The organism is Bacillus sp. 2175 (assembly GCF_057812155.1).
Genome location: NZ_CM173819.1, coordinates 657658 through 680126 on the forward strand (window position 1 = coordinate 657658; position 22469 = coordinate 680126).

Below are 22469 nucleotides of genomic sequence, written 5' to 3' on the forward strand. Positions count from 1 at the left end.
TAATTAAAGTTTCACTTTATGTACTTTTTAGAAATGTATACAAATGCGGTAAAAACGTGCTAAACTAATTGCTTCATAATGTTAATGATGGGGCCATCAGGCGTATCATTTCAATAGGTTGAGAAACATAGTATAAGCTTAAGATAATCCGATTAAAGAAGGAATATAAAGGGCTTATGGATAAATGTACTCAAGAAGAGTTATTGTATGTGATGGAGGAATGGTTAAGAAAACATTATCTTTCATAGGAGCTGTAGTTGTGAGAAAACAAAAAATTTTATTATGTATTTTATTAGGACTTTTAATGACGGTAGTGGCTTGCGATAAGCAAGAAGAACCAGAATCGAAACCGGTTCATGTGAAAAATGAAAAGAAAAAAGAGAAGCATAAAGAACAGGAAGAATCTAAAGAAGAGAAAAGTATAAATTTAATGGACAAACAGTTGTTACTTTCAGCTACCCTTGGAGATACAGAGACAGCTATGAAGTTGATTCAGGATGGAGCGAATATAAACGTAGAAGGTGACAACGGAGAAACGCCTGTCCTTGCAGCGACGTACCAAAATCATGTAGAGACAGTTAAAGCATTAATTGGTGCAGGTGCTAATATTGAAATTAAAGATGAGAAAAAAAGTAATCCACTTCTTTATGCAAGTAGAGAAGGATATACGGATATTGTAAAAGTATTAATTAATGCAGGAGTTAATACGAAAGAAACGACTAGGTCAGGTGGGACAGCACTTATTTCTGCATCTGAGCGTGGCCATGTAGAGGTTGTTAAAGAATTATTAGAGCATACAGATATTGATGTGAATTATACAAATGAACGTGGTGGAACAGCGTTATTAGAAGCAATTGTATTAGGAAATGGTAGTGAAAACCATAAGAAAGTAATTCAATTGCTTATTGATCACGGTGCAGATGTAAACATGGCTAACAAGGAACATCTGACGCCACTGCAATACGCTGAAAAAAGAGGTTTTAAAGATATTGTAAATATGTTGAGGGTAGCTGGAGCGAATGAAGTAGTACAGCCACAACAGCCAGTAGAGTAAAAAACGAAAAATAATCCCATTTAGATAGACAGAATGAAGAAATCAGTTAGTATGATGGATTCAGTAATGTGTATTTGAATGGGATTTTTATTTTGAATATGAAAAATAGATTATGAATGGATGGTAAATGGAGTAAATAAGGAGGCAACCTTATTTGGCAATTGTAAAAAATGAAAAGGTAGTTTCTGTTTGTTGCAGTGCCAGAAGTACGCCCGTAGCTGCTGAGGCAAGTGTGGAAACTTTAGCGGAGTTTCAAGGGAACGGATATGGTACTGATGGTGTTACAGCCTGGGCGATATCAATAAAAGAAGAAAAAAGCATTCCACTTTATAGTACTTCTTGGAATAATTATGCTTCACAAGCCGTTGCGAGAAAACTAAAACTTATTAACTATGGAATGAATTTACATATCACTTAAATTTTAAAGATAGTTGTTTGCCGTTGGGATTTATTTGTATATCTAGATTAATATTAAGAAAATATGGTGAATATTAACATTTGATTAACACCTAATTAACAATCTATCAAAACTGACTTAATAAATGCGTAATATAGTAAAGGTAACAAAATAAATAGGGTAGAGAACATTTGAGAACACCCACTTACATATAATGTGCCACTTTCTTAGGTGTGCTCTATTCCCTAGAGTTCAAATAAGGAGAAAGGCGTTCTATGTAAGTAGGTGTTTTTAGTTTGGATAAAAATAGAACAGTTAGGTGGAAAAATGTTTAAAGAACCTTATATTGCGATGATAAAGGATTGGAAAGGATACAAAGCATACAAAAAATTGCCGAAAAAAGTTTTTCTTATGACTGGTTCAATGCTGGAATTACCAGAGCGTGTATATGAATTGCAGAAACATGGACATGATGTATTTCTTCATTGTGATTTTATACAAGGCTTAAATACGAATACAGAGGAAGCGCTTTTGTATATTCAAGATGTTATCGGGGCACAAGGTATTATTTCAACAAAGGGTTCAACAATTCGAAATGCTAATAAAATTGGATTGAAAACAATTCAACGTATTTTTATTGTAGATACTTTATCCCTTACTAAATCAATTGAAAATTGTAAAACGACTAAACCAAATGCAGTAGAGATTATGCCGGGGATTATGCCTTCTATAATTAAACAGCTAGTAGAGGAAATAGAGTTTCCTATTATTGCAGGTGGGCTGATTCAAACGCGAGAAGATGCGGAAATTGCAATTCATGCAGGAGCAAGTGCGATTTCAACAAGTCATTATGAAGTATGGATACAAGAAGAAAAAAGGAGTGCAACCTTGTGATTGAATTGAAAAATGTTTCAAAGGTATATAAAAATGCAGAAGAGACAGCGGTTAAAGGCGTATCGGTTCATATTAAGAAGGGTGAATTTTTTGTTTTAGTTGGACCTTCGGGATGCGGGAAAAGCACATTATTACGAATGATCGCTGGCTTAGAAGAGATTTCTTCAGGAGATTTAATTATTAATGAACGTGTTGCAAATGATCTAGAGCCGAAAGACCGTAATCTATCAATGGTATTTCAAAATTATGCATTATATCCACACTTATCTGTAGAAGAAAATATTTTATTTGGACTTAAGGTAAGAAAAGTACAAAAAGAAGAGCGACAAAAGCGATTAATGGAAGCCATTGAAATGGTAGGACTGAAAGAGTATGTGAAAATGAAACCAGGCCAATTATCAGGCGGACAAAGACAGCGTGTTGCACTTGCCAGGGCAATTGTGAGTCAAGCACCAATCTGTTTAATGGATGAACCACTTTCGAATTTGGATGCGAAATTACGTGCGCAAATGAGAATTGAAATTAGAGAAATTCAGCAGCGATTAGGAATTACGATGATTTACGTTACCCACGATCAAATAGAAGCGATGACTATGGGAGATCGTATCATGGTTTTAAATAAAGGAAGTATACAGCAAGTTGGAACACCACTTGACATATATAACGAACCAGCAAACGAATTTGTTGCAAGCTTTATAGGTTCTCCTTCTATGAATATAAATGATGGGGAAGTAAATAAAGAAAAAGGTGTATTACATATAGGGCAATTGCAAATTCCATTATCTATTAGACAGTTAAAGCAATTACCAGAAGGAACAATTCGCATAGGCATGCGTCCTGAGCATATTGCACTGTCTGAGGAGGGACAAGAAGTGACGTTGCAATCTGTAGAAGTATTAGGGAATGAATCTATATTGAACTTTGCGGTAAATGGAACAACTTGGAGTGCGAAAGTCATCGGACAGTTACTCTTGAACAAAGGTGACAAAGTAAAATTATTATTCTCGCAAGAAAAGTTATGCTTCTTTAATGAAAACACGAATGAACGCTTAAAAGTGGTAGCTGAAGAAGAGTTGAAAGTGGTGGCGAAATAATGATCGAAGTAAGTAAGTTACCAGTTCAAACAAAGGTGTCAAAAAAGAAAAAATTATGGGGGAGAACGAAAGATTTAAGAATAGGATTATTGTTTTTGGCGCCATCTATTTTGTTATTTTCGATTTTTTTGTTCTATCCATTGTTTAGGACAATTTACTATAGCTTTTATTTAACCGATATACATGGGGAAGCTAATCTTTTCGTTGGCTTAGAAAATTATCAATACTTATTCTCTGATCCAGCCTTCTACAAAAGTATAAAATCAACTTTATTATTTGTTTTATATACAGTGCCTACGAGTATTATATTTGCTTTGTTTCTTGCATTGATTGCAAATGGAAAAGTAAGAGGTATTGGGTTATTCCGAGTTCTGTTTTCTTCGACGATGGGAATATCAGTAGCTGCTAGTGCAGTGATTTGGCTATTTTTATTTCATCCAAGTGTAGGATTATTTAATAATATATTAGCCTCTATGAACCTTCCTGCAATCGCATGGTTAACGAGTCCGGACTGGGCACTATTCTCTGTATCAGTTACAACAGTTTGGGTGAATACAGGTTTTGCATTTTTAGTTATATTAGGTGGTTTACAAAATATTGATACGTCGTTATATGAGAGTGCATCTATAGATGGTGCTAGTTATTTATATAAACTTCGCCGTGTTACATTACCGATGCTATCACCAACTTTATTCTTTATTGTAACAGTAACATTAATTAGTGCGTTCCAAAGCTTTGGACAAATTGATATTTTAACGCACGGTGGACCAAATGATGCAACGAATTTGATTGTGTACTCGATTTACAAAGAGGCGTTTGTGAATCATCAATTTGGAACAGCAAGTGCACAAGCAATGGTATTATTTGTTTTCATTTTTCTTGCTACATTACTTCAATTTAAGTTTGCTGAGAGAAAGGTGCATTATAAATGATTGTTAAACAGTGGAAACAAAATTTCCTATTATACATGCTGCTCATTATTAGTGCAGTAATGGTATTTTTTCCTGTACTGTATGCATTTTTAATAAGTTTTATGACACCAGACGATATTCAAATGAGAAGGTTATTTCCGACCCAGTTTACTTTTGATAATTTCATTAATATTTTTCAAAAAGTACCACTTTTTACATACTTATATAACAGTTTAATTGTATCGACAGTCGTTATGATTGGACAACTTATCGTATCAAGTTTAGCAGCTTATGCTTTTGTTTTTCTTCAGTTTAAAGGGAGAAACTTAATTTTCTTCCTGTTTATTTCAACGATGCTGATTCCGTGGGAAGCAACGATGGTGCCTAACTTTTTAACGATTCAAAACTTTGGCTGGATCAATAGTTTCGCCGGGATGACAGTGCCGTTTTTTGCAACAGCTTTCGGTATTTTCTTGTTACGTCAACATTTTATGACACTTCCGAATGAACTAAAAGAAGCTGCGTTTATTGAAGGGATTGGAAATATAAGATTTCTATTCAGCGTTGTAATTCCGTATTGTAAAACGAGTTTTATTACGCTTGGAGTATATAGCTTTTTAACAACATGGAATATGTATTTATGGCCACTTTTAGTGACCACTGATGAAAAAGTAAGAACAGTGCAAATCGGTGTGAAGCAGCTTCAGTCTCAAGAAGTTGCAACTGATTGGGGAAGCGTAATGGCCGGTGTTACGGTTATCGTTATTCCAACATTGATTTTACTATTTTTAGGGCAAAAGCAATTACAACAAGGATTAACAAAAGGTGCAATTAAATAACTAAGAGAAGGTGAGATTTAAATGAGTCTAGTTAAAAAAGGTGCTGCTCTATTAATGGCAGCAACAATGGCATTATCTAGTGCCGCTTGTTCAAATAGTAAAACAGAAGGAAAACCTGAAGCACAGGCAAAAGTAGCACCAGTTGAAAAAAATGGTGATAAAACTGTAATTCGCTTCTGGCATGCGATGGGTGGAAAAACACAAGGAGTACTAGATGGTCTTGTTGCAGACTATAATAAGTCACAAAATAAATATGAGATAAAGGCAGAGTTCCAAGGAACATATGAAGAGTCTTTAACGAAATTTAGAACGATGTCTGCAACGAAAGAAGCGCCAGCTCTAGTTCAATCGAGTGAAATTACAACGAAATATATGATTGATAGTAAAAAAATCACACCAATTGATAGCTGGATAAAAAAAGATAAGTACGATACGTCAAAATTAGAAAAAGCAATTACAAATTATTATTCAGTTGATGGAAAAATGTATTCTATGCCATTTAATTCATCTACACCAGTATTAATTTATAATAAAGATGCTTTCGCAAAGGCGGGCTTAGATCCAGAGAAAGCTCCGAAAACATATGCGGAATTACAAGAAGCAGCGAAAAAGTTAACGATTAAAGAAGGCGGAAATGTAAAACAATATGGATTCTCCATGCTTAACTACGGTTGGTTCTTTGAAGAATTGTTAGCGACACAAGGTGCTTTATATGTAGATAACGAAAACGGCCGTAAGGATGCTGCAAAAAAGGCGGTATTTAACGGTAAAGAAGGACAGAAAGTATTTGGAATGTTAGATGATTTAAATAAAGCTGGCGCACTTGGAAAGTATGGAGCAAGTTGGGATGATATTCGTGCCGCGTTCCAGTCTGGACAAGTTGCTATGTATTTAGATTCTTCAGCAGGTGTTCGTGATTTAATTGATGCATCTAAGTTTAATGTAGGTGTTTCATATATTCCGTATCCAGAGGATTCGAAACAAAATGGTGTTGTTATTGGTGGAGCATCATTATGGATGACGAATATGGTTTCAGAAGAAACGCAACAAGGTGCTTGGGACTTTATGAAATATTTAACGAAGCCAGACGTACAAGCAAAATGGCATACTGCAACAGGCTATTTCTCAATTAATCCAGATGCATATAATGAGCCATTAGTAAAAGAGCAATATGAAAAATACCCACAGTTGAAAGTAACAGTAGATCAACTGCAAGCAACGAAGCAATCTCCAGCAACACAAGGTGCTTTAATTAGTGTATTCCCAGAATCAAGAGATGCAGTTGTAAAAGCATTAGAAGCGATGTATGACGGGAAGAATAGTAAAGAAGCGTTAGATGAAGCTGCCAAAGCAACAGATAGAGCAATTAGCATTTCAGCTCGTACGAGTCAAAAATAAGAGAAAGCCGTATCCTTAAAAGGGATACGGCTTTCTTTATAGGGAGATAAGGGATCAAAGAAATGATGAAGTCTTATCTCTTTTATATGAGTAAAGGGTCTAGAGTAAATGTTGTCCTTTTCATTATTTATTTAACTCCATTGTGACTTGTTTACCATTTACGAAAACCTCTACTACCGCTACTACAACTTCCATTACTTTTTTCATCTCTCATCTCTCCTTGTTTTTTGTTTCATTTCTTACTTTCAGTATAAGGAAATACAGTAATTACAACTATCGAATTGGATGACAAGAGACTTACATCGTTGTAAGGATAATCATTTTATTTGTAATAAATGTGATTTTAGATTTGAGTTCAGAAATTTCTGCCGTTTTGAACTATAATTAGAAAGAGGGGGGATAATATGAAAAGAATTCTTGTTATTAGTGATATTCATGGAGAGATAAAAAAGTTTGAACAGTTATTGGAAGAAGCTCAATATGATGCGAAACAGGATCAATTAATCTTACTGGGAGATTATGTAGATCGTGGTCCAAATGCGCGTGCTGTAATTGAAAAGGTAAGAGAATTGAAAGAAGAGGGAGCACTCATTTTAAAGGGAAATCATGAAGATATGATGATTAAGGCGTTAACGACAAATGAGGAACATTCATGGAACCATTGGGTAAAAAGAAATGGTGGAGATAAGACATTATATAGCTATGGATTTGTAGAAGAAGATATTGCGGTTAATGAGAAAGACTTCCAAAAACCGATTTTACACTCCCGTGTATTAGAGGAACATATAAAGTTTATTCAAGAATTAGATCATTACATTGAAACAGAAGAGTATATATTTGTACATGCTGGGGTTGAACCGATGAAACGAGTTTCTGAATCTGAACCATATACGTTAATGTGGATCCGTAATGAATTTCATAATGGATATAGCGGTGAAAAGGTTGTTGTATTTGGGCATACGGAAACAAAAACGCTTCATGGTAGTGAGGAGTGCGGAGTGTATTTTGGTAGTAATCGTATTATTGGAATTGATGGCGGGGCTGTGTACGGTGGTCAGCTAAATTGTTTGGAATTGCCGAGTAAAAAGGTATATGTAATAAAAAATTGAAAGAGATAAGAGGAATCTTATTTCTTTCAATTTTTTATTAAGCTAAATTTAAGACAAAGTTTTTATAATAAAACTTCAAAATTTTAGAAGGAAATAGTTAAAAATGAAAATACGTAATGTAACTACATTCTTTTGTTATGAAGAGAAGAAATGTAATAATAAATAGAATTGAACTATTTGATGGAAGGTGAGAGCATGCGCTTACTTGTAGTAGAAGATAATGCCTCGTTATTAGAGTCTATCGTACAAATTTTGCGTGATGAATTTGAAGTAGATACGGCAATAAATGGAGAAGATGGATTGTTTTTAGCGCTTCAAAATATATATGATGCAATTTTGCTGGATGTGATGATGCCAGGGATGGATGGATTTGAAGTAATTCAAAAAATACGTGATGAAAAGATTGAAACACCAGTCCTGTTTTTGACAGCGAGAGATTCTTTAGAAGATCGGGTGAAGGGATTGGATTTTGGTGGAGATGACTATATCGTTAAGCCATTTCAGGCCCCTGAATTAAAAGCGAGAATTCGCGCTTTACTACGCAGAAGTGGTAGTTTAACAACGCAGCAAACGATTCGTTATAAAGGGATTGAATTGTTCGGAAAAGATAAAGACGTTCAAGTAGATGGACAAAGTATTAAGTTGACATTGAAACAATATGAGCTACTAGAGTATCTCATTCAAAATAGCGGGAAGATTTTAATGCGTGAACAAATTTTTGATCGTGTTTGGGGATTTGATTCAGATACGACAGTAGCCATTGTGGAAGTGTATGTGCATCATTTGCGTAAAAAATTAGAACCATTCGGTTATCAGAAAGATATTCAAACTGTTCGAGGTATTGGATATATATTAAAAGAACAATGAAAAAGGGAAGTATGTTTCAAAAGACACGCATTCGTTTGACTATAGTGAATTCATTAGTATTTATCCTATTAATAGGTATATTAGGTAGTATTATTTATTCATACACATATAAGCGTATTTATAATGAAGTGGATCAATCTATAAAAATGATGGCTCAGTATAGAGAAAAATTAGATGTTAAAATACCACCAAGAAAACGTATGGAGAATATCCAAATTGGAGATCCGCGAGTAACTAGAATAACTTGGAATGGGAAAATAGTGAAAATAGAGGGCGATAATCGTAAATTCCGTTCAATTTTTGAAGAGAATTTGGAAAAGTTTTCTCCGGAAAAAATAGGGGAGTTACAAGATATCAAAGTACAAGGACGATATTTTAGAGCATTTTCGCTTCAAAAAGATGGAGAAATAGTTCAAATCGTGCGAGATATAACAGCGGAAGAAGGAATGTTAAATACTTTATTTTTAATCCTCGTTATAGGTTGTAGCATAGGAAGTTTATGTGCGATAGGTATCGGCTTTTTCCTAGCTGGCAGAGCACTCGTACCTATTCAAAATTCATGGGAGAAACAGCAGCAATTCGTTTCTGATGCATCACATGAACTAAGGACACCGCTTGCAGTTATTCAATCAAAAACGGATGTGTTATTTCAGTCACCATCCGCTACGATAGAAGAAAAAGCGATGGATATTTCTACAATTTCAAAAGAATGTAGGCGGTTATCAAAACTCGTTAGTAATTTATTATTACTAGCACGTTCTGATTCTAATCAAATTGAGATGGATAAAAAAACATTTGAACTTGATAAATTGTTAGAAGAAATAGTAGCTCCATATAAAGAGATTGCTTCTTATCAAGAAAAAGAAATGATACTAAAAGTAGAACGTGACGTATCTTTTATGGCTGATAGAGAGCGGATTCATCAAATGATGGTCATACTGTTAGATAATGCGATGAAGTATACAAACGAAGGCGGGCATATTCAAATTGATTGCACGCAGACGAGTAGTTCGATTCGCATACAGGTGAAAGATGACGGGATAGGAGTGAAAGAAGAAGATATTCCGAAATTATTTGATCGTTTTTATCAAGGGGATAGAGCAAGAAGTACGTCAGAAGGAGCTGGATTAGGTCTTTCAATCGCAAATTGGATTGTAGAAAAGCATTACGGAAAAATATCAGTAGAGAGCAAATGGGGAGATGGCACTTGTTTTGAAGTGATTTTCCCTAAAAACCAAAAAATATAAGTAAGAAGACGATCTTGTTTTTACAAGGTCGTCTTTTTTTAAGACAAAGTTAAGAAACTATTTATATTATATATGGCATGAAGAAAGTTCGTTACATGAAGAAGAGACTAGGTGTATGTGAGTGGGGTTTATCAATCATAATGTTATCTCAAGCAGCGATGAGATGTATGTATAGTATTAAAAAAACTAGGGGAATGATGGGAAAGAAAGTATAAGAGGGAGGAATTAATTTTGAAAAAGAAAATGATGACGGTATTCACTATTGGAGTAATGAGCTTAAGTATATTAGGGGGTGCCTCTCCTTCTGAAACATCAAAAGGAAAGACAGATTACACACAACGTAGTAAAGAACAATTAAATAATGGAAAGATACATGCTGTGCATACAGAAGAAAAGGCAGAGAATCTAGGTATTGAAACGGAAGGGAAAGAACAAATTACGTTAGAAAAAGAAATTCATGAGACAGAAGTAGGAAGAGAAGCGAAGCAGCTAGGAATTTCGATTGAAGGAAAAGATGTTGGGACGCTGTCAGAAGAAATCTATGAAACAAAAGTAAAGCAAGAAGCGTTAAAACTAGGCATATCTATAGAAAATACATCAATTGTAAATTTAATTAATCAAATTAATACGATTAAAATTAATGATGAAGCGGATAAATTAGGTATTTCGACAAATGGAAAAGAAATAGAGGACATTGCAGAAGAAATCTATGGAACGAAGGTAAGAGAGGAAGCAGGGAAGTTAGGTATTTCACCAAAAGGAAAAGAGATAGAAGTGTTAGCACAAGAGGTGTACGAACAAAAAGTGCAGGAAGAAGCAAAAAAATATCATATTGATTTATATGGGAAAGATATATATCAAGTATTAAGAGAAATTAATGAACAAAAGGTGCTACAATTGGCAGATGAGCTTAATATGGATAAAGCGAACATGAATATTCAAGAGCTAACAGAAAAAATAAAAAAAGATCAACCTGAGAGAGAAAAAGAACTAAATTTTGTACCAGTGATTCGAACGGATGCTGACGCATTTTATTCTTATTTAACGAACTAAAAAGGGCGTGAGAGTGATACGGAGGTTTAAGTGGTATATATGTATAGCATTACTAGCTATAGCGGTATGGAGTGTATATACAAATGGAATTACAAAGTATGGGGAGAAGTGGACATTCTTCAATATACAAAACGGGAAAGAACCGGAATTTAGTAATAATGATGAAAAGGTCATTTTATCAAGTGTACCATTAATTCAGCAACTACCAGAGCTAGATAGAGGCTGTGAAGTGACAAGCTTAGCGATGATGTTACAATACGCTGGTGTTTCAGTGGATAAGATGACATTAGCAAATGAAATAAAAAAAGTTGATTTTATAGACGATGGTGTGCGCGGGAATCCAAATGAAGGATTTGTAGGTAATATTTATACATTTTCTGAATCGGGATATGGTGTATATCATGGGCCACTTTTTCAGTTAGCGGAAAAATATTTACCTAATAAAGCTGTAGACTTAACAGGGAAGAATATAGAAGAAATTTATAAGAGGATAAAAGCAGGGCAACCTGTAGTCATGATCACAAATGCAACATTTGCACCATTAGATGCAGCTGAATTTACTACATGGGAAACAAATAGTGGAGATGTTTCTATTACGTATAATGAACATTGTGTTGTACTTATTGGATATGATCAGGAATTTGTATATATTCGAGATCCACTTGAGGATAGCTTAGATGTAAAAGTACCGAGAGAAACCTTTGAACAGGCATGGGTACAAATGGGAAGTCAGGCAATTAGTTATGTAAAGAGCGTCAAATAAATTAGGACGAAGAGTTTTAGTAATATGACTATAAGGCGAAGGGTAAAGATTTAAGGATTATAAGAGAAGTTTTATAGAGTAGAAGCTGTTAAGAAATAAGAGAACTTTAGCATATATAATGCTAAAGTTCTCTTATTTTTATGATTAAAATACGTATAAGGAGTGGATATGCAAAAATGCATAATTGACGAAAAATTCACATGTTATCATTATATATTGTTTTATGCATGTTAATTGTATAAAATGACACAAGTATCCACATTACATAAAGGAGGCTTATTATGCAAAAAATATTTAACTGGGTTAAATGTATGAGTATCAATAAAAAATTAATCATTTCATTCTTTATTATTTTAACTATACCAGGAATTATTATTGGTGGTGTTTCATATCAAACTGCCAAAACAAATTTTGAACATCAAATGACAGCTAAAGCAAAGGAGAATATTTCGATTTTAAATACTGTTATTTCTCAAAATATAGAAGAGAAATTTGTTGATGCGACGTACTTTGCAGACATCTTAACAGAAGATACATATCTAAATGGACAGGAAGAAATAGTAAGAACGAAGCTAGCGCAATATATAAAACTTCATCCAGAAGTAGAAGGTATTTATATTGGAACAGAGACGGGAAAGTTTATAAGAGAACCATTTATCCAAATGGCTGATGGATACAATCCAAGAGATAGATCTTGGTATAAAGAAGCACATGAAAATAAAGGGAAAGTAATTGTTACTTCACCATATCAATCAGCATCTACCAAAAATATGGTAGTGACAATTGCTAAAGAAGTAAAAGATGGTAAAGGTGTTATAGGAATTAACTTAAATTTAGATAACATCTTAAAAATTTCCAAAATGATTAATATTGGTGAAAAAGGTTATGCAGTTATTTTAGATCAAAATAAGCAAATTGTTAGTCATCCATCTAGAAAACCAGGTGCAAAAGTTACTGATCCTTGGATTAAACCAATTTATGAAGAAAAACAAGGAAATGTGTCTTATACAGAACAAGATGATAAAAAGAATTTAATCTTTGCAACAAATGAGAAAACAGGCTGGAAAGTAGTTGGTGTTATGTTCGATGAAGAAATTAACCAAGCTGCCAATCCAGTGTTTTATAAGACTTTGATTGTCATTGCTATTGCTATTGCATTTGGTAGTATATTAATTTATTTCATTACAAAGTCTATTACAGGGCCATTACGAAAAATAGCTGAATCGGCATATAAAATTAGTAAGGGAGATTTAACAGAGAAAATTACAATCCATTCCAAGGATGACATAGGGAAATTAGGGAATTCATTTAATGAAATGTCTATGTCTTTACAAGATGTTATTACCCAAATTAGCTTTTCAGCAGAACATGTTGCAGCATCGGCTGAAGAGTTAACAGCGAGCGTACAGCAAGCAAATGATGCGACAGATCAAATTACAATTGCGATGGAACAAGTATCAGGTGGGGCTGAGTCACAAAGTCAAGGTGTTGAAGAAGGTGCGGCTACATTACAACAAGTAAATACAGCAATTCAAGATGTAACTGGAAGCGCAGAGTCAATTTCTATTTCCTCATTACATGCCCGTGAAAGAGCTGAAGAGGGAGAAGATTTAGTTGAACAAACCGCAAAACAAATGCAGTCTATTTCTAGGTCGGTATCCGAGTCAGATGCTATTATTAAACTTCTTGATGAGAAATCAAAGCAAGTAGGAGCTATTTCTGAAGCAATTCAAAACATTGCAACTCAAACAAACTTATTAGCTTTAAATGCGGCTATTGAAGCAGCAAGAGCAGGTGAACAGGGACGAGGATTTGCTATTGTAGCAGATGAGGTTAGAAAATTAGCAGAGCAATCAGGAGAGTCATCTGGAGAGATTGCAAATTTAATTGCAGAAATTAAGGCGGATATTGAACATACTGTTAAGGCGATGGATAATGTGAATGGAGAAGTTCAACAAGGCCTTGATGTTGTAACAAAAACGAAAGTAAGTTTTACGGAAATTTTAAGTTCTACTACACATATTGTTTCTCAAGTTAATCAAATGGTAGAAACAACGAAGAGAATTGCTGGAGATGCAAATGAAGTGACAAATGCTATTGATGAAATTGCAGCTGCTGCAGAAGAAAATACAGCTAGTATGCAAAGTGTTGCAGCTTCAACAGAAGAACAGGTTAATTCCATGGAGGAAATTAGTTCAGCTTCGCAAAACTTAGCTGAGATGGCAGAAGAACTACAAGCGATGACTAGTAAATTTAAAGTATAATAACAGCAGATAAGTAAGGTGAAAATAATATCACCTTACTTATTTTTCTATTCAGCAATTAGGGGAGTCATTAACAGGATGAAAAAAAGAAAAAGACTATGGAATTTATGGAAAACGATTACATTGTTAGTTTGTACAGTTGTAATTTTTTCTTTACTTGTGACAGATATATTAATTAGTCATAATGTAGAACGGACGACGGAGGATAGCCAAGCAGAGAAAGCAAAAACAATTGCACACATTGTGGCGAATGATTCGATTGTAATCGATGGTTTGGTTGGGAAAGCAGATACCTCTGCAATCCAAACGTATACAAATAGAATATTACAAAACACAGGTGTTCAATTTATTGTAGTTATGGACATGAATGGAATAAGAAAGTCACATCCAAATCCTCAAAAAATAGGGCATCATTTTATTGGGGGAGATGAAGGGCCTGCATTGAAAGGAAAAGAACATGTATCGTTAGCAGAAGGAACTTTAGGTATTTCCATGCGAGTGTTTGTACCAATATTTTCTGAAACAGGTGAACAACTTGGAGCAGTGGCTGTTGGTATTTCAGCAGATAATGTAAAAGAGAGAGTTAAGGAAAGTAGACATATTATTTATATTGGTGTCGGAGTGGGTGTATTAGTCGGAATTATAGGAGCAATATTGCTAGCTAGACATATAAAGAAAAGTTTATTCGGTCTTGAGCCGCACAGGATAGCAAAAATTCTTGAAGAAAGAAATACGATGCTACAATCTGTAAAGGAAGGTATTATTGCTGTAGATAAAGAGGCTAGAGTAACGTTAATTAATAATGAAGCGAAACGTCTATTTAAAAAAAGCGGACTTGAAGAAGATTTTATCGGTAAAGATGTTGAGTTGTATATGCCAAATTCACGTATAAAAGAAGTATTGCAAACGGGAGAAGTACAATTAAACGAAGAACAAAATATTTATGGAATTACGATTGTGACAAATCGAGTTCCTTTATATGTAAAAGGAGAAATAGTTGGTGCAATTGCAACATTTCGTGATAAAACAGAGATTAGAAAACTAGCAGAGGAACTAACTGGTATTAGACTATATGCAGAAGCATTACGGGCACAATCTCATGAGTTTATGAATAAGATGCATGTCGTATTAGGGCTTACACATATGAAACAGTATGAAGAATTACAGAAGTATATAAGCGGCATGGTATCAGAGCATCAATATGAAATTGGTGGAGTTATGAAAAGAATAAAAAGTCCAGTATTTGCTGGTTTTTTACTAGGTAAGCTCAGCTATGCTAGAGAGAAAAATATAAAATTAATTATAAGTGAAGATTCTTACATGCCGGAAATAGATGTTGAAAGTATTACTCATGAACTTATTACGATTGTCGGAAATTTAATTGATAATGCATTAGAGGCAGTTACGAATTGTGAAAAGAAGCGAGTTGAAGTTAAGATACAACATGGGGATATACTAACTATTACAGTGCAAGATACAGGAAAAGGTATACAAGAAAAAGAAATAGAGGAATTATTTACGAAAGGTTATTCCACAAAGGGAGATAACCGCGGTTATGGTTTGTATCTTGTAAAAGAAAGTATACAGCGAATAAATGGGGAAATTCATATGCATTCATTAGTAGGAAAGGGAACAACGATAACGATTGAAATACCTAAAGGTAGGGATGAGAGGCAAATATGATTAAAGTTTTAATTGTAGAAGATGACCCGATGGTAGCAATGTTAAATACGCATTATTTAGAGCAAGTAGGAGGATTTGAACTTGTTCAAGCAGTTAACTCAGTAAAGTCAGCGATAGAAATATTAGAGAAATCACGAGTAGATTTAGTATTACTTGATATTTTTATGCCTGAAGAGACTGGTTTTGAGCTTTTAATGTATATCCGGAACCAAGAAAAAGAAAGCGATATTATAATGATTTCAGCTGTACATGATATGGGAAGTATAAAAAAAGCATTACAATATGGCGTAGTAGATTATTTAATTAAACCATTTACATTTGAACGATTTAAAAAGGCATTAACTATATATCGAGAAAAACTTACTTTCATGAAAGAACAACAAAAAATTAGTCAATCGGAATTAGATTCATTAATTTTACAAAAAGAAAAAAGAGAGCCTACTGTGACGAAAGAGCTTCCAAAAGGGTTAACGAAGCAAACGTTGCAATTAATTTGGCAGAAGATCGAGTCTCTGAATGGAAGAGTATTTACAACAGATGAAATGGCACAATTAGTTGGAATTTCAAGAGTTTCTATTCGAAAATATGTAATGTTTCTGACTGACATTGGGGTGTTAGAAAACGAAATGATGTACCAACATGTGGGAAGACCTGTAAGTAAATTAAGATGTGTTGATCAAAAGAAAATAGAGTTTTACGTATAAGCGACTTAACATAAGTCGCTTATACTTTTTTTAATTACAAAATCAATTACAAAACTTACAAAAACTATTTTTACTATTGAAAGCGTTTTAATATTGTTATTAAGAAAACGAGGGGGTGCCATATGGGAATTCAAAAGAATGTGGAAGCGGTATCATTTTCTGAAGGAAATGAAGTACAAAGAGAATCTTTCGCTTCTAAAATTATGAATGTAAAAATCGGTGTTATACCTTTACCGTTATATGTAGTATTGGCTGCTATTATTTATGGGGCATCTGTATATAATAAATTGCCAGCAGATATGATTGGTGGATTTGCAGTTATTATGATCATGGGGATTTTCTTAGGCGATATTGGGATGAGAATTCCAATTTTAAAAAATATCGGTGGTCCAGCAATACTTTCGTTATTTATTCCATCATTACTTGTATTTTTTAACTGGATGAATCCAGCTTCAATGGAAGCTGCGACTATGTTAATGAAAAAATCGAACTTTTTATATTTATATATTTCTTGTTTAGTAGTCGGAAGTATTTTAGGAATGAACCGTAAAGTGTTAGTACAAGGTTTCGTTCGTATGTTTATTCCTTTAGTAGTAGGGACGTTAGCTTCTGTAGCAGTAGGATTATTGGTCGGTTCATTATTTGGATTTGAAATGAAGCACACATTCTTCTTTATCATCATACCAATTGTGAGTGGTGGTATCGGGGAAGGGATTTTACCATTGTCGCTAGCTTATAGTGATATTTTAAATGAATCATCAGCAACGTTTGTATCACAGCTTATTCCAGCAGCTATTATTGGAAATATGTTCGCAATTGTAAGTGCAGGGTATATGAAGCGTTTAGGTGAGAAGAAACCGGAGCTTAGTGGTAACGGTGTATTAGTGAAAACAGACAATCAAGCAGAATTATTAAAAGAACAAAATACAGAGAAGCCAATTGACTTCTCATTAATGGGAGCAGGTTTATTAATTGCGTGTACGTTCTTCATCTTCGGAGGATTTGCTTCTAAGTTCATCGGTATTCCTGGGGCAATCATTATGATTTTCTCAGCAGCGCTTGTGAAATACTTTAAATTAATGCCAGCAAAAATGGAGCAAGGAGCATTCCATTTATATAAATTTATTTCGAAGAATTTAACTTGGCCTTTAATGGTTGGATTAGGATTGCTATATATTCCGTTAAAAGACGTAGCAGCAGTTCTTTCAGTAGGATATGTTGTTGTGTGCGCATCGGTTGTTCTTACAATGGTAGCATCAGGTTTTCTTGTAGGGAAAGTGATGAAAATGTATCCAGTTGAATCAGCGATTGTAACTGGATGTCATAGCGGTTTAGGTGGAACTGGAGATGTTGCTATTTTATCAGCTTCAAATCGTATGGAATTAATGCCGTTCGCGCAAATTTCGACTCGTTTAGGCGGAGCGGCAATGGTTGTAACAGCGACAATATTATTAAAGATGTTTTCATGATCAAACAAGCTAGCTATATTCATATAGCTAGCTTGTCAAATTAAGGGGAGATTATAAGTATGTTAGCAAATCAAATTAATGAAAGATCATTGTTATTGCATAAAGAATTAGTAGGAAAAATTGAAATTACAAGTAAAGTAGAAGTAAATTCAGCGGATGATTTAAGCCTGACGTATACACCAGGTGTAGCGGAGTCTTGTAAAGCAATTGCGGCAGATGAAGAAACGGTGTATGACTATACAGCACGTGGTAATATGGTGGCAGTTGTCTCAGATGGAACAGCGGTACTCGGTTTAGGAAACATTGGACCGAAAGCGGCTATGCCTGTTATGGAAGGGAAAAGTATTTTGTTTAAGAAGTTTGCGAATGTAGATGCTTTCCCATTATGTTTAGGCACAACGGATGTAGATGAAATCGTTACCCTTGTGAAAAATTTAGAGCCTACATTTGCAGGGATTAATTTAGAAGATATTGCAGCACCGCGTTGTTTTGAAATTGAAAAACGATTAAAAGAAGAAACGAATATTCCTGTATTCCATGATGATCAACATGGAACAGCTATTGTCGTTTTAGCAGCTGTTATTAATGCATTAAAAGTTGTTAGCAAACAAATGGATAATGTGAAAATCGTTATTAACGGTGCGGGTTCGGCAGGAATTGCAATTGGAAAATTATTATTAAAGGCTGGTGCAAAGCACATTACGCTAGTTAGCCTAGAAGGTATTGTTTGTGAAGGTGAAACATGGATGAACGAAGCGCAAATTGAAGTTTCAAAAAAGACAAATCGTGAACATGTGCGTGGAACGTTAAAAGAAGCGATTAACCAAGCTGATATTTTTATTGGCGTATCTGCTCCTAACGTATTAACGAAAGAACTTGTACAGACGATGAATGAGAAAGCAATTGTGTTTGCAATGGCGAATCCAATTCCAGAAATCTTCCCTGAGGATGCATTAGAGGCTGGGGCAGCTGTAGTAGGAACTGGGCGCTCGGATTATGCGAATCAAGTAAATAATGTATTGGCGTTTCCCGGAATATTCCGCGGTGCGTTAGATGTGCGCGCAACTGATATTACAGAAGAGATGAAATTAGCGGCAGCATATGGGATCGCTAACATCATTACTGATGAAGAACGTAATGCGAATTATGTAATCCCGAATCCATTAGATAAAAGAGTTGTTCCAAGTGTTGCGGAAGCAGTAGCGAAAGCAGCTATTGATTCAGGCGTGGCACAAATTACGAAAATACCACGTTATTAATAGCTAAAAGCAGTGCCTAAAAGGCACTGCTTTTTTGAGATAAGAAATCAAAATAATGAAGAAGTGTAGAATTATTTATGTTTCTTCACTATTTATTTAATTCCATTGCAACTTGTTTACCATTCACTAAAACCTCAGTTACTGCTACGATTACTTCTATCATTTTTTTCATCTCTCATCTCTCCTCGCTTCATTTCTTACTTTAAGTATAAGAGAAGAGAGATAATTCAACTATCGAAGTACATGACGTAGAAATTACATTGTTGTAAGAAAGTGGTTTATTTTTGTCACTTTACTTAGCGGTGATTACAAACTGATCATAATATTTTTCATTCACATAGATATTTAATAACCATAATCCAGATGAAGGTAGTGACATAGCGAGAGGGAGTTCGCTTGTAGTAGAATTGATTGTATTTGAAGTAGTCCAAGTTTGTTTGGAAATTTCTTTTTGAAAGAGTACTGGTGTTGGAGTTACAGATCCTTGTTTTAGCGCAATAATAGACAATTTTCCAGTAGGTATTTCAGAATCTAGAAAGTACCACATTATTTCATTTTGTTCATTTGCGATAATAGGACTATCAGCCATTGCGATTTTTCCTTCGATGCCTTTTAAAGGTATTTTTCCGTCTATGAATGAGGGGGCTTCTTCCCAATTTACATCTTTTAAAACACTAAGGTGAAAGAAGGAAGGTGCGTTCACTTGAGTGGATGAAGTTGCTATTACGTCTTTTTTTTGTTCTTTTGAATCCGGTTGAGTTTGTGTGCATCCAGTGATGAGGAGGGAGAGAAGTAGCATAGTTCCGATTTTTTTCATGGTGCCACACTCCTAGTTTTTATTGTTAGTGTAATTGTATTTGCTAGAAGGCGGGACAATTCCTTTAAAGTATAAAAAGAGGTCGTAAGTTTTGTACGACCTCTTTTGACATTTTTTATCCCGTAAAGCCCGATTGGTGTAGGTTAATAATCAGTGGGAGATAGCCCCACTAATTAAAGTTTCATTTTATATTTGTTCCGTTGTATAGGTTGGTTCGGTTTCTTTTTGAGGCATCGTCAAAAAAATAACGGACAGAACGATACATACGCCGCCTAATAATTGGTATGCTCCAAAAGCTTCATTTAGCCAAGTGATTGAAACGATGGCAGCTACAAGGGGTTCAATGCTAGATAAAATGCTTGTTTCTGTTGCTGCTAAATATTTAAGACTACCGATATATAGAAGGAAAGAAAGGGTACCACTAACAATGATAAGAATAAGCATAGAAAAAGTTTTCAGTGTAAGGGTTTGTGAAAATTGATTCCACCCGAATGAACGATTATAAATAAGTAGTGCAATTCCTCCGATTAACATTCCCCAACCAATTACTACAGTTGTCCCGCATTCTTTAATGAGAGAAGCCGGATGAAGGGTATAAAATGCAAATCCGATTGCTGTTAATAGTCCAAAAATAATAGCTTCTTTAGATAAAACAATATTTTCAATTGAGCCATTTGTAATAATAAAGTATGTTCCTATTAGCGCGGCTATAATTGCGAATAGTTGCATGGAAGCAGGGAATTTTCTTTGTTCAAATGCAACATACACGGTAATAAGAACAGGACCTAGAAATTGAAATAGCGTTGCAGTGACCGCGTTACTAATATGAACCGTTTCGATAAAGGCGTATTGTGCACCGAGCATGCCGAGAATAGAAAAAATAATAAGTTGTATAGAATATCTAAGGTGTTTCCAAATTTGAAATATGTTTTGTTTCTTTATAAGTAAGAAAGACAAAATAAATATTCCTGCAAGCAACAATCGAATTGTTAAAAAATCAATTGAGGATACATTAGTATGCTGAAATAGCCACTGAATCATTGGACCAGATAATCCCCATAATGTAGCCCCTGTAATAATCATAATAAGTCCGATACGTCTACCGTTGTTCATTATCATGTTTCTCCTCTCCAGTATTTGATTTTTGATGTGTGACATGATAAAAGGAATTATATATATAATCTGGTACTGTAAAAAGTATCAGATTTTAGTTTTATTAAGGGGTCAGATACTATGTTAGAATTAACGCCTAATTTAAATATGAATAGTAAAAAGGCATTATATGTGCAATTGTATGAGTATATAAAAAAAGAGATTAAAGATGGATCAATTGTCCCTTTTACGAAATTACCGGCTAAGCGAAAGTTAGCGATACATTTACAAGTAAGTAAAAATACAGTAGAGGCAGCGTACGAACAATTACTTGCAGAAGGTTATATTGAGTCGATATCGAGAAAAGGTTATTTTGTATGCAAGATTGAGCAAATGGTTCATGTAGAGGATAGCGAAGAGAGGATAGAAGAAGTCCCGTTTCAGGAGAAGCGTTATAAATTTGACTTTACACAAACAGGAATTGATACAAATGCTTTTCCATTTAATATGTATCGGAAAATTGTAAATGAAGTATGGCAGCCGCATAATAACGAACTTCTCTTTCTAGGACACCCTCAAGGGGAAGCAAGCTTAAGAGAAGAGATTACGAATTATTTGTATGAATCTAGAGGTGTGCGTTGTTCAGCTAGTCAAATTGTATTAGGAGCGGGAACACAAATATTAGTGAAACTATTGTTTCAATTGTTAAAGGGAAGCAATTATGCAGTTGAAAACCCAGGGTATCATAGAAAGATGGTTGTTTTTGAACAGGGAGAAGCAAGAGTCCAAATGTTATCTTTAGATAGAGATGGAATTTGTATTGCAGATTTAGAAAATAGCAATGCGAATGTTGTATTTGTTACACCTTCCCATCAGTTTCCATATGGAATGATTATGCCTATTACGAGAAGGATGCAGCTTTTACAATGGGCAAAGAAAGAAGAGAGCAGGTATATTATTGAAGATGATTATGATAGTGAATTTCGCTATTCTGGAAAGCCTATACCGGCGCTGCAAGGGTTAGATACAGAGGGGAAAGTTATTTATATGGGGACGCTATCTAAAGCATTATTGCCATCGCTACGGATGAGTTATATGGTGTTGCCGAAGAAATTAATTAAAAAGTATCAACAGCAATATTTATTTTACACACAAAGTGTTTCAAGAATGGACCAAGAAGTGATTAGAAGATTTTTAAATGAAGGCTATTGGGAAAAACATATTCATAAAATGCGTGTCGTCTACCGAAAGAAGAGAGATCGACTTGTTTTTGAAATAGAGAAGTATTTCTCTAATCGTGTTAAAGTGATAGGAGAAGATTCGGGATTACACATTTTATTAAAAGTGCATAATGGAATGCGGGAAGAAGAATTAATTCAAGAAGCTGCGAAATATAGTATCAAAATATATCCTGTGTCTACGTACTATAAAGACGGTACGGCGCCTGAGAGTGTAGTTTTACTTGGGTTTGCGATATTATCAGAGGAAGAGATTGCGAAAGCGATTCAATTATTACACACGGCATGGTTTACAAGAAAGTAAAAAACATCCTCCA

Annotated in this window: 19 protein-coding genes and 1 pseudogene; 18 read left to right on the forward strand and 2 right to left on the reverse strand. The window is 34.5% G+C overall.

All coding sequences use genetic code 11. The features are described from left to right. The first annotated feature begins 184 nt into the window (after positions 1-184). From ACXKY9_RS03615 to ACXKY9_RS03695, 17 genes and pseudogenes are all read left to right on the forward strand, one after another. Positions 185-1054: an ankyrin repeat domain-containing protein gene (locus ACXKY9_RS03615; RefSeq protein ID WP_000287338.1), complete on the forward strand. Its 870-nt coding sequence runs from the start codon at positions 185-187 to the stop codon at positions 1052-1054. A gap of 142 nt (positions 1055-1196) precedes the next feature. Continuing rightward, positions 1197-1472, forward strand: a pseudogene (locus ACXKY9_RS03620) (GNAT family N-acetyltransferase); the annotation flags it as partial. A 306-nt stretch (positions 1473-1778) separates the two neighbouring features. Further along, entirely contained in the window at positions 1779-2345 is a 567-nt protein-coding gene (locus ACXKY9_RS03625) for a glycerol-3-phosphate responsive antiterminator (protein ID WP_002100736.1), read from the forward strand. After that, positions 2342-3439, forward strand: a complete 1098-nt coding sequence (locus ACXKY9_RS03630; RefSeq protein WP_000571387.1) for an ABC transporter ATP-binding protein — start codon at positions 2342-2344, stop codon at positions 3437-3439. The genes ACXKY9_RS03625 and ACXKY9_RS03630 overlap by 4 nt, the downstream gene beginning before the upstream one ends. Further along, positions 3439-4371: a carbohydrate ABC transporter permease gene (locus ACXKY9_RS03635; RefSeq protein WP_000573803.1), complete on the forward strand. Its 933-nt coding sequence runs from the start codon at positions 3439-3441 to the stop codon at positions 4369-4371. The genes ACXKY9_RS03630 and ACXKY9_RS03635 overlap by 1 nt, the downstream gene beginning before the upstream one ends. After that, on the forward strand, positions 4368-5189 hold the full coding sequence (locus tag ACXKY9_RS03640) for a carbohydrate ABC transporter permease (protein WP_000635946.1): 822 nt from the start codon (positions 4368-4370) through the stop codon (positions 5187-5189). Before ACXKY9_RS03635 ends, ACXKY9_RS03640 begins: the two co-directional genes overlap by 4 nt. A gap of 21 nt (positions 5190-5210) precedes the next feature. Next, positions 5211-6587 carry an ABC transporter substrate-binding protein gene (locus tag ACXKY9_RS03645; protein WP_000060579.1) on the forward strand — a complete coding sequence of 459 codons (1377 nt, stop codon included), beginning with the start codon at positions 5211-5213 and terminating at the stop codon, positions 6585-6587. Positions 6588-6991: 404 nt separating this feature from the next. After that, on the forward strand, positions 6992-7696 hold the full coding sequence (locus ACXKY9_RS03650; protein ID WP_000821994.1) for a metallophosphoesterase family protein: 705 nt from the start codon (positions 6992-6994) through the stop codon (positions 7694-7696). Positions 7697-7891: 195 nt separating this feature from the next. Continuing rightward, positions 7892-8563, forward strand: a complete 672-nt coding sequence (locus ACXKY9_RS03655; RefSeq protein ID WP_001238623.1) for a response regulator transcription factor — start codon at positions 7892-7894, stop codon at positions 8561-8563. Then, complete coding sequence (locus tag ACXKY9_RS03660) at positions 8560-9810, forward strand: sensor histidine kinase (RefSeq protein ID WP_000715830.1); 1251 nt, start codon at positions 8560-8562, stop codon at positions 9808-9810. Before ACXKY9_RS03655 ends, ACXKY9_RS03660 begins: the two co-directional genes overlap by 4 nt. Before the next feature lie 231 nt (positions 9811-10041). Continuing rightward, a complete protein-coding gene (locus ACXKY9_RS03665; protein ID WP_000728596.1) occupies positions 10042-10863 on the forward strand; it encodes a hypothetical protein in 822 nt (273 codons plus the stop codon). Between the two features lie 13 nt (positions 10864-10876). Continuing rightward, positions 10877-11626: a C39 family peptidase gene (locus ACXKY9_RS03670; RefSeq protein WP_000621163.1), complete on the forward strand. Its 750-nt coding sequence runs from the start codon at positions 10877-10879 to the stop codon at positions 11624-11626. A gap of 281 nt (positions 11627-11907) precedes the next feature. Beyond that, positions 11908-13890 (forward strand): methyl-accepting chemotaxis protein, encoded by a 1983-nt coding sequence (locus ACXKY9_RS03675; protein ID WP_001169205.1) that lies wholly within the window; start codon positions 11908-11910, stop codon positions 13888-13890. Positions 13891-13968: 78 nt separating this feature from the next. Continuing rightward, on the forward strand, positions 13969-15573 hold the full coding sequence (locus ACXKY9_RS03680) for a sensor histidine kinase (protein ID WP_000746423.1): 1605 nt from the start codon (positions 13969-13971) through the stop codon (positions 15571-15573). Continuing rightward, the gene (locus tag ACXKY9_RS03685) at positions 15570-16277 is read left to right on the forward strand and encodes a response regulator (protein WP_000598669.1); all 708 of its coding nucleotides are present in this window, start codon (positions 15570-15572) and stop codon (positions 16275-16277) included. The genes ACXKY9_RS03680 and ACXKY9_RS03685 overlap by 4 nt, the downstream gene beginning before the upstream one ends. Positions 16278-16399: 122 nt before the next feature. Next, the gene (locus tag ACXKY9_RS03690) at positions 16400-17746 is read left to right on the forward strand and encodes a 2-hydroxycarboxylate transporter family protein (protein WP_000512720.1); all 1347 of its coding nucleotides are present in this window, start codon (positions 16400-16402) and stop codon (positions 17744-17746) included. Positions 17747-17805: 59 nt separating this feature from the next. Continuing rightward, positions 17806-19005 (forward strand): NAD(P)-dependent malic enzyme, encoded by a 1200-nt coding sequence (locus tag ACXKY9_RS03695; protein ID WP_000880782.1) that lies wholly within the window; start codon positions 17806-17808, stop codon positions 19003-19005. A 292-nt stretch (positions 19006-19297) separates the two neighbouring features. Here the strand turns inward: ACXKY9_RS03695 and ACXKY9_RS03700 are convergent, their stop codons facing one another. After that, positions 19298-19822 carry a DUF4871 domain-containing protein gene (locus ACXKY9_RS03700; RefSeq protein WP_000719695.1) on the reverse strand — a complete coding sequence of 175 codons (525 nt, stop codon included), beginning with the start codon at positions 19820-19822 and terminating at the stop codon, positions 19298-19300. 186 nt (positions 19823-20008) lie between these two features. Continuing rightward, a complete protein-coding gene (locus ACXKY9_RS03705) occupies positions 20009-20935 on the reverse strand; it encodes a DMT family transporter (protein ID WP_001059047.1) in 927 nt (308 codons plus the stop codon). A 120-nt stretch (positions 20936-21055) separates the two neighbouring features. On the opposite strand from ACXKY9_RS03705, the gene pdxR reads away from it, so the two are divergent. Continuing rightward, positions 21056-22456 (forward strand): MocR-like pyridoxine biosynthesis transcription factor PdxR, encoded by a 1401-nt coding sequence (pdxR, locus tag ACXKY9_RS03710; protein ID WP_000891882.1) that lies wholly within the window; start codon positions 21056-21058, stop codon positions 22454-22456. Positions 22457-22469: the final 13 nt, after the last annotated feature.